Origin of the sequence: Halobacterium sp. KA-4 (genome assembly GCF_021028995.1) — an archaeon.
Lineage (GTDB): Archaea > Halobacteriota > Halobacteria > Halobacteriales > Halobacteriaceae > Halobacterium.
On sequence record NZ_JAJJZG010000018.1, the window covers coordinates 46,931 to 55,417 of the forward strand.

The window sequence follows — 8,487 nt, forward strand, 5'->3', positions numbered from 1 at the left end:
CGCCCTATGTCTGACTCGCCCTCGAGCGGCGATGCCGACACGGGCAATCCCCACGTTCCCGAGCGCGGCGAATCCGACACATCCCCGTCGCCGCTCGTGGTCGGCGTGAGACTGTGGCGCGAGGGACTCGTCGCGTTTCTGGGCCTCGTTGCGCTGCTCACCGGTGTCAACGGCTACTGGTTCGTGCTCGGCGGTGGCCTCGACGAGTGGGGGTACACCGCGCTCAATCTCGCTGGCGACCTCGCGTTCCTGCTCGCGGGCGTTTTCCTCCTCGTCGTCGCAGTCGGGAGCGTCGCGACGCGCCTGCGAGCGCATTAACGCTCGTGTTCGTCGTCGAGCGGGTCCTCGACCTCGCCGGCGATGGCTTCCAGTGCGTCCGTGACCGTGACGAGGCCGACGACGCGGTCGTCCTCGTCGGTGACGAACGCCAGCTCCTGGCGCTCCGACTGGAAGCGGTCGATGGCGTCACTGACGGGTAGTGACGCCGGAATCGTCATCGGCGGCTGGGCGACGTCCTCGAGGGTGTCCTCGCCCGACCGGAGGTCGTCGAGGTCGCGGAACACCGCCGGCAGGTAGATGATGCCGCGGAAGTCGTCCAGGGTCTCGCCGACCAGTGGGTACCGGACGTGGGGCGTCTCGCTCATCCGCTCGAGGTTCTCCTTGAGGCCGACGGTCGTCGACAGCGCGACGACGTCGTCGGCGTCGACCATCACGTTCTCGATGGGCATCTGGTCGATGTCGAGCGCGCCCAGGACTTCCTCGCGGCGCTCCTGGGTGAGGTCGGACTCGCCGAGCACGGACCCGAGGCGGTTCCGGAGGTCGGCACGTGACTCGATGACGTCCTCCTCGGTCTCCAGCCACGCACCCGTCATCTCGACGCCGAACAGCTTCAGCGTCCCCTTCGCGACGCCGTCGCCGAGCTTGATAATCGGCGAGATGGCGAAGTGGAACCAGTACAGCGGCCCGGCACCGTACTTGGAGACGAACCGCGAGCGCTCCACGCCGAGGTAGGTCGGCGTCTGTTCGCCGTGCGTGAGGTGGACGAGGTTGATGATGAGGAACGCCAGCACCGCTCCGGCGCCGACCGATGCGAGCCACGTGTTGTGGAACACCGGCTCGAAGATGGCTGCGAGCGCCGGCTCGGCGACGATACCGACCGCAATCGAGGACGCTGTGATGCCGACCTGGCACGTCGTCAGGTAGAGCTCGAGGTCGTTGGTCATCTCCCACGCGCGTTCCAGAGAGGGGTTGCCGTCGACGAACTCCTCCTCGGTGAATTGGCGGGCGCGGGTCAGGGCAAACTCGATGGCGACGAAGAAGCCGTTCGCGAGAATCAACCCGAGCCCCGCGACCAGGCGGAGGGTGACCTCTAGGGTGTTCATCGTCCGGATGGTTCCGTCGCGCGCCGAATATCGCTTGGGGTGGGTCGCCCAACCGAAAGCCATTCTTCCGCGCTCGCGCTACCACGTGGTATGCTCTCTATCGCGCTTGCCGGGAAGCCGAACGCCGGCAAGTCGACGTTCTATACCGCCGCGACGCGCTCGGAGGTGGACGTCGCGAACTACCCGTTCACCACTATCGACGCGAACCGCGGCATCACTCACGTGCGCACGGAGTGCCCGTGTCTCACCCGCGAGGAGCGCTGCGGGCACGAGAACTGCCACGACGGCAAGCGCTACGTCCCCGTCGAACTGCTGGACGTAGCGGGTCTCGTGCCGGGCGCACACGAGGGGCGTGGACTCGGCAACCAGTTCCTCGACGAACTCACGAACGCGGACGTTATCGTGAACGTCGTGGACGCCGCGGGTGCGACCGACGAGGAGGGCGAACCCGTGGAGGTCGGCACACACGACCCAATCGAGGATATCGACTTCATCGAGGAGGAGATGGACCTCTGGCTGGCGGGCATCGTCGACCGCAACTGGGAGACCGTCGAGCGCCAGTCCCGCAGCCCCGGATTCGACATCGAGGAGGCCGTGACGGACCTGATGACGGGGTTCGGCGCGACCGAGTACGACGTCGCTGCCGTCCTGCGCGGGATGGACTACTCCGAGGACCCGGTGCAGTGGACCACCGAGGACCGCGAGGCGCTCGCACGTGGCATCCGCCAGCGCACGAAGCCCATCGTCGTCGTCGCGAACAAAATCGACGTCGCGCCCGCTGAGAACGTCCAGCGCCTGCTTGACCTCGACAAGCCGGTGATACCCGCGACTGCGCAGGGAGAACTCGCGCTCCGGCGCGGCGTCGACGCCGGCTTCCTCGACTACGACCCGGGCGACGAGGACTTCGAGATAACGGGCGAAATCAGCGAGGGCCAGCGCGAAGCCCTCGACGAACTCCGCGAGACGATGAGCGAGTACGGCGGCACGGGCGTCCAGGCGGCGCTGAACCACGCGGTCTACGACCTGCTGGACATGGTTACAGCTTACCCCGTGCAGGACCAGTCGAAGTGGACCGATGCGAGGGGAAACGTCCTCCCGGACGCGTTCCTCTTGGAGCACGGTTCGACGCCCGTGGACCTCGCGTACGCCGTCCACTCGGACATCGGCGAGGGCTACCTCCACGCGGTGAACGCCAAGACCAAACGCGAGGTCGGTGAGGGTTACGAAGTCGAAGAGGGCGACGTTATCAAAATCGTCTCCACCGCGAAGTAGTCACCCCGACGCGACGAACACGCCCACGGACCGTTCGACGACGAACCTGTCTTCGCCGATTTTCTCGTGGAACTTCTTTTCCAATTCGAAGGCGTCGGCGCCGTCGAAGCCCGGCAGCGAGAGCAGGTACGCGACCAGCGGCTCGGACTTCGTAATCTCGAGTTCGTCCTCGAAGCCCTGGCGTTCGACGCTCGCGAACTGCTCGCGCAGTTGTGCTTCGCCGTTCTCCAGCGCGAACCCGTCGTCCGCGGGCCGGCTACCGAACTCGGCGACCGCGTCGAAGACGGCGGCGAGGTCGTCGGTCCCGGTCGTCGCCGCGTACAGCGTCCCGTCGGGCTTCAGCACGCGCCGAATCTCCGAGAGTGCCTGCTCGCGGTCCGCGTCGGTGAGGTGGGAGAGCACGAAGTGGGCGGTGACGGCGTCGAAGGTATCGTCCGGGTAGGGGATGTTGCGGGCGTCGACCGAGTCGAAGTCGAACTCGCGGCCGACGTCCTCCAGCGCCTCCATCGCGTCCATCATCATCCCCGCGGAGTTGTCCGTCACGGTGACGTCCCAGCCCGCGGCAATTCGGTCGGCGTTGGCAGTCCAGAGCGCGCCGTGCCCCGAACCGAGCGAGAGCACGACGGCATCCACGGGGAGGTCGAACTGGTCGAACAGCCACTCGTGGGGAGAGCGGTCGGCCGTGGAGAACCGCGCGTGCAAGACCTGTCGCGCGGCGAGGTTCGACGCGTCCGCGTACTGGTCGGCGAGCGCGTCGTCGTCCTGCCAGGCGTCCATAGCCGTCCAGACACCGCCCGCACCCTTCAGCACACCGCTCTCGCTATGCGAGTGGCCGAAACCAGACCGCGGCGACCAGCACCGCGAGGAAGATGTAACAGCCCCGCACGAGCAGCATCGTCGCGACCGTGGGTTCGGAGCGCGCCGCGAACCACGCGACGACGGCGAACGCGACGACGGCGAGCACGGCGCTCGGCGGGAAAACGGCGAGTGCGGCGAGCGCCACCACACCACTCATCGCGGCCGCCATCAGGCTGTACGCGAGTTGTCGTGCGCCTGGCTTCCCGAGCACGACGGCGACGCTACGCTTGTCGATGGAGCGGTCGTAGTCGTAGTCCTGCGCGTCGTCGACGACCTTCACGCCCGAGAGCAACACGAGCAGGACGCCCGCGAACGCGACGGGGCGAACCGCCAGCGACTGGGCTTGCGCGTAGTAGCCCCCGACGAGCGCGACGGCGATGCCGAGCGGGTAGCCGGTCGTCGTCGTGACGGGGTTCGTGTCCAGTTGGGGCGCGTGGTGGTACCCGACGAGCCACGCGGGCACGGCGAGCGCGGCGGCACCGGGGCCGACGAGCCACCAGAGGCCGGCGACACAGGCGAAGAACGACAGCGACGCGCCGCGGATGGCGAGCCGGCAGCCCGCCACGGTGAGCGGGTGGTCGTCGTCCTCGCCGCGCACGTGAAAGTCCACGTAGCCGTCCTTGACGTGGGCGGTGTAGACGGCGCAGAACATCGCGGCGAGATGGACGCCCACGACGGCCAGCGAGAACTCGCCCGCGAGCACGGCCCCGAACCCGGCCGCGGCCAGCGGCGGCAGCATGAACACCGGGTGGACCTGCGACGCCAACGCCGCGACAGCCGCGTGGCCCCCACGCCCGTGCCGCGTGATGTGCATACACGTACCAAAGAACGCGGGCGGCATAACTGTCAGGGAGCGAACTACGCGACCCGTCAGGGGGAGCGAGAAAGAGACCCTACTGGAGTGCGTTCGTCGCCTCGCGCATGATGTCAAGGGCCTCGCGGAGCTGTTCAGTGTCCGTAGCGTAGGAGATACGGGCGTAGCCCTCGCCGTGCTCGCCAAACGCCTCACCGGGCACGACGACGACGCCGCGGTCGATGACCTCGTCCACCCAGCCGTCGGGCACCTTCGGCATCGCGTAGAACGCGCCCTCCGGCTTCGGCACATCCAGGCCCATGTCTTCGAGTTCGTCGAGCACGAGGTCGCGGCGCTGCTCGAACTCCGCGACCATCTCGTCGACGACGTCTTGTGGGCCGCTGAGCGCGGCTTCCGCCGCATACTGGGCGGGCGCGCTGGCGCAGGCCTGCGAGTACTGGTGGACGCGCAGCATGCGCTCGGCGCGGCGCTCGCTGGCGGCGACCCAGCCCAGCCGCCACCCAGTCATCGAATACGTCTTCGAGCACGCGCTCACCACGACGACGTTGTCCGTCTCCGCGAACTCCATCGGCGAGCGGTGTTCGCCGTCGAAGACGATGTGCTCGTACACCTCGTCGGAGATACAGAGCACGTCGTGCTCGTCGGCGATGCGCGCGAACTCCCGCATGTCCTCCGGGGACTGCACCGCGCCCGTCGGGTTCGCGGGCGAATTCACGACGAACGCCGCCGTGTCCTCGGTGACCCGCTCTTCGACAGTCGCGGGGTCGAGTGTGAGGTCCTCGCGCAGCGGCAGGCCGACCGGCTCGCCGCCCGCGATGCGCGTTAGCGCGTCGTAGGAGACGAACCCAGGGTCCGGGAACAGCACTTCCTCACCGGGGTCGACGTGAGCTTCCAGCGCGAGGTGGAGCGCTTCGCTCCCGCCCGAGGTCGCAATGACGCCCTCCGGCGCGATTTCGAGACTGTTGTCGCGCTCGTGCTTCTGGACGATGGCGTCAACGAGTTCGGGCGTCCCGCGGTTCGACGTGTACGCGTCCGCATCGCCCGCCTCAATGGCGTCGACGGCGGCCTGCCGGGCGTGCTCGGGCGTCGGGAAGTCGGGCTGGCCGAGCCCGAGGTTGATGGCGTCCTCGCCGGCCGCCTCGAACACTTCCCGGATGCCGCTGATGGAGATGGCTTCGACTCTCTGGGGGAACTCCGTCATACGAACGACCCGGGCGTCGGACGACATAATTCCTCCTGTCCGGCGGCCACCTTCCGCGAGCCGAACCGTTTTCTCCCGCAATCCACGAACGGGAACATGGACCTCTCTGTCGTCGACCTATCCCCGGTCCCCGAGGGCGGCACCGCGACGGACGCCTACGCGAACACCGTCGAGGCCGCCCAGCAGGCCGAACGCCTCGGCTACTCGCGCTTCTGGGTCGCCGAGCACCACGGCATGGGCGACACGCTCGCCGGCACCACGCCCGAAGTGTTGCTTGGCCACCTCGCCGCCGAGACGGACGAGATTCGCCTCGGCTCGGGTGCCGTCCTCCTCAACCACTACAGCCCGTTCAAGGTCGCCGAGCAGTTCGGCGTCCTTGACGCGCTCGCGCCGGGCCGCATCGACGCCGGCCTCGGGCGCGCGAACGGCTCGCCAGCCGTTGACCGAGCTCTCGGCACCGAGCGCCACGTTCCGAACCCGGACGAGGACCACCGCGAGAAAATCGAGGCCGTTGTCAACCACCTCTACGACGACTACCCCACCACACACGCCTACAGCGACGTCGAGATTCCGCGCTCCAGTGAAGCGACCCCCGTTCCGTGGGCGCTCGGCTCCAGCCCCTCCAGCGCAAAAATCGCGGGTGAACTCGGCCTGCGGTACTGCTTCGCGGCGTTCATCCGCCCGCAGTTCGCCACGCACGCCTTCGAGGAGTACCGCGAAGCGTTTCAGCCCTCGCAGTTGGCCGGAAGCGTCGACGAACCGGAGGGAATAGTCGCCGTCAACGCCGTCTGCGCCGAGTCCGACGAGGAAGCCGCGCGACTTCGCGCGACCGCGGAAGCCTCCTTCAAGCGGATGAAGCGCGGCGTCACCGGCACCGCACCGTCCGTCAAGGAAGCCATCGACGAACTCGGCGGCGTCCCCGAGCCGACACCCGAGACGCTCGCCGAGGACGAGTGGCCGCGCGCAATCTCCGGTAGCCCGGCGACGCTGAACTCGCTCTTAGAACAACTGGCGGACCGCGTCGGCGTCGACGAAGTGATGATTCAGCACGTCGTCGCCGACCACGACGACGCGCTCCGCTCGCACGAACTCCTCGCCGACGCCGTCAGCCTTACGCCGCGCTGACCATCGTTCGACAGGACGGTCATATCGGTAGCAGCGCGGAAAATCGCCCCCTCAAGGATGGGCGCCTGACAGAGGTAATCGCTCGTCCTACGCGACCTGCTCGTCGACCGGTCGGCCCGTGTCGGTCTCGACGCCCGAGAATTCGAAGCGCGTGCCGCCAGCGTCGCTCTCCGTGATTGTGACATCCCAGCCGTGCGCATCGGCGATGCTGCGGACGATGTTGAGCCCGAACCCGGTGCCGTCCGGGTTCGTCGAGTAGCCCACGTCGAACACCGTCTCACGGTCTGCTGGCGAGATGCCGGGCCCGTCGTCAGCGACGTAGAAGCCGTCGGCGTCGTCGAGGTTGCCGACGGAGACGGTGACGTCGTCGTCGGCGTGTTCGATAGCATTTCGGAAGAGGTTCTCGAACAGTTCGCGGATGCGGCTCTCGTCCCCGGAGATCGTGCCGAGCGACGGCTCGGCGTCGAGTGTCGACGCCTCGGTCTCGGTGGTCGCCCACGCGTCCTCGACGACCGTCCGGAGGTCGACGCTGTCGAACTCGCTCACCAGTTGGCCGGTCCGCGCGAGCGCCAGGATGTCCTCGACGAGTTCGTTCATCCGCGTGAGCGCGTCCGCTGCCCGCTGGAGCGCGTCGCTGTCGCGGTCCTCACGCTCCAGAGAAATCGAGCCCTCCGCGACGTTCATCGGGTTGCGGAGGTCGTGGCTGACGACCGACGCGAACTCCTCCAGACGGTCGTTCTGACTGGCCAACTCGCGCTCGCGACGGCGGAGTTGCTCGCGGGCTTCCAGCGAGGTGATGGCGTGCCCGATGGTCTCGCCGAGTTCCATCAATACCTCCCGCTCGGGCTCGTCGAAGACGTACGGGCGGTCGGCATACACGCTCAGAATCCCATGGACGGTGTCACCGTCCACGAGCGGGACGACCGCCACCGACTCGACGCCGTGCTCGGCGAACAGCTCCCGCCACGGCTCCATCGACGGGTCCGTCGAGACGTTCTGCGAGCACTGGATCTCGCCCGTGCGGACGGCGCGCCCGCCGGCACCCTTCCCGTGGGCGTCGTCCCCGTCGACGGCGATGACGACGGATTCGTAGTACTCATCGTCCAAGCCCGCCCACGCGTCCGGCTGGAGTTCGCTGTCTTCCGGGTCATAGCGCCCGATCCACGCAGACTCGTACGGCTTGGACTGCTGGAGGCGCTCGCAGACCTGTTGTTCGAGTTCGTTGCGGGTGTCCGCGTTCACGATTTCCCGTGTCGCGATGCGGAGCGTGTTGTTGATGCGGTTCAACTGGTCGACCTGGACCTGCTGTTCGCGGCGGCGCGCGTCGTAGACGCCGACCAGGTAGCCGATGAGGCCGCCGAGTGTCGAGGCGTTCAACAGCGTCAGCGTGGCGTTCGCCGGCAGCGGTCCGGTGACGAGCACGCTCGCGAACAGCCACGCCGTCGCCGCGGCGAGCACGATGACGCCGACGACTACCCATGAGAGCACGCGCGTGACGAACTGGTCGGCGACCACGTCGTTGCGCACGAGTTGCACGCCTGCGGCCACCACGAACGCGGCCAGCACTAACGGGAGGATTCCGTTCACGACGACGCGAGCCGGCGCGCCCCACAGCACGCCGACGGTCCGCACGTGGAACGCGGAGAGGACGAGGCCGAGCACCACGATGGCGGTACCGCCCGTCCGGGTCGAGAGAGACACAAGTATGCGGCTCTGGTGAATCGCTGGACAGCGTCGGCTTCGACCGTCAGAACTAGTGGAATGAAGCGGGAAACCGCCGATGCCTATGTCGAAGATTTCCCGCTTCACGAAGAAAGCGGTTCAGTTAGCTAAAA

The 8,487-nt window shown here is 67.6% G+C and carries 8 protein-coding genes; 3 read left to right on the forward strand and 5 right to left on the reverse strand.

The genetic code is table 11. The features are described from left to right. The first annotated feature begins 6 nt into the window (after positions 1–6). The gene (locus LPA44_RS14955; RefSeq protein WP_230890327.1) at positions 7–318 is read left to right on the forward strand and encodes a hypothetical protein; all 312 of its coding nucleotides are present in this window, start codon (positions 7–9) and stop codon (positions 316–318) included. Here LPA44_RS14955 and LPA44_RS14960 read toward each other — a convergent pair. Beyond that, entirely contained in the window at positions 315–1,382 is a 1,068-nt protein-coding gene (locus LPA44_RS14960) for a hemolysin family protein (RefSeq protein ID WP_230890328.1), read from the reverse strand. The genes LPA44_RS14955 and LPA44_RS14960 overlap by 4 nt on opposite strands. A 90-nt stretch (positions 1,383–1,472) precedes the next feature. Here LPA44_RS14960 and LPA44_RS14965 point away from each other — a divergent pair, with 90 nt between their 5' ends. Then, complete coding sequence (locus LPA44_RS14965) at positions 1,473–2,654, forward strand: redox-regulated ATPase YchF (RefSeq protein ID WP_230890329.1); 1,182 nt, start codon at positions 1,473–1,475, stop codon at positions 2,652–2,654. On the opposite strand, the gene LPA44_RS14970 is transcribed toward LPA44_RS14965, so the two are convergent. The 3 genes from LPA44_RS14970 to LPA44_RS14980 form a co-directional block, all read right to left on the reverse strand. Next, positions 2,655–3,431: a class I SAM-dependent methyltransferase gene (locus LPA44_RS14970; RefSeq protein WP_230890330.1), complete on the reverse strand. Its 777-nt coding sequence runs from the start codon at positions 3,429–3,431 to the stop codon at positions 2,655–2,657. It lies immediately after the preceding gene. Positions 3,432–3,474: 43 nt separating this feature from the next. Continuing rightward, complete coding sequence (locus LPA44_RS14975; RefSeq protein ID WP_230890331.1) at positions 3,475–4,326, reverse strand: UbiA family prenyltransferase; 852 nt, start codon at positions 4,324–4,326, stop codon at positions 3,475–3,477. A gap of 79 nt (positions 4,327–4,405) precedes the next feature. Then, positions 4,406–5,527, reverse strand: a complete 1,122-nt coding sequence (locus tag LPA44_RS14980) for a pyridoxal phosphate-dependent aminotransferase (RefSeq protein ID WP_230890332.1) — start codon at positions 5,525–5,527, stop codon at positions 4,406–4,408. 96 nt (positions 5,528–5,623) lie between these two features. Between LPA44_RS14980 and LPA44_RS14985 the strand changes: the two genes are divergently transcribed. After that, the gene (locus tag LPA44_RS14985; protein ID WP_230890333.1) at positions 5,624–6,652 is read left to right on the forward strand and encodes an LLM class flavin-dependent oxidoreductase; all 1,029 of its coding nucleotides are present in this window, start codon (positions 5,624–5,626) and stop codon (positions 6,650–6,652) included. 87 nt (positions 6,653–6,739) lie between these two features. Here LPA44_RS14985 and LPA44_RS14990 read toward each other — a convergent pair whose 3' ends face one another. Beyond that, entirely contained in the window at positions 6,740–8,353 is a 1,614-nt protein-coding gene (locus LPA44_RS14990) for a receiver/sensor box histidine kinase (protein WP_230890334.1), read from the reverse strand. Positions 8,354–8,487 lie beyond the last annotated feature (134 nt).

Coding starts and splice junctions, on each gene's coding strand:
- LPA44_RS14980 (WP_230890332.1), bottom strand. CDS start 5,527: ATGACGGAGTTCCCCCAGAGAGTCGAAGCCATCTCCATCAGCGGCATC.
- LPA44_RS14985 (WP_230890333.1), top strand. CDS start 5,624: ATGGACCTCTCTGTCGTCGACCTATCCCCGGTCCCCGAGGGCGGCACC.
- LPA44_RS14960 (WP_230890328.1), bottom strand. CDS start 1,382: ATGAACACCCTAGAGGTCACCCTCCGCCTGGTCGCGGGGCTCGGGTTG.
- LPA44_RS14955 (WP_230890327.1), top strand. CDS start 7: ATGTCTGACTCGCCCTCGAGCGGCGATGCCGACACGGGCAATCCCCAC.
- LPA44_RS14970 (WP_230890330.1), bottom strand. CDS start 3,431: ATGGACGCCTGGCAGGACGACGACGCGCTCGCCGACCAGTACGCGGAC.
- LPA44_RS14975 (WP_230890331.1), bottom strand. CDS start 4,326: ATGCACATCACGCGGCACGGGCGTGGGGGCCACGCGGCTGTCGCGGCG.
- LPA44_RS14965 (WP_230890329.1), top strand. CDS start 1,473: ATGCTCTCTATCGCGCTTGCCGGGAAGCCGAACGCCGGCAAGTCGACG.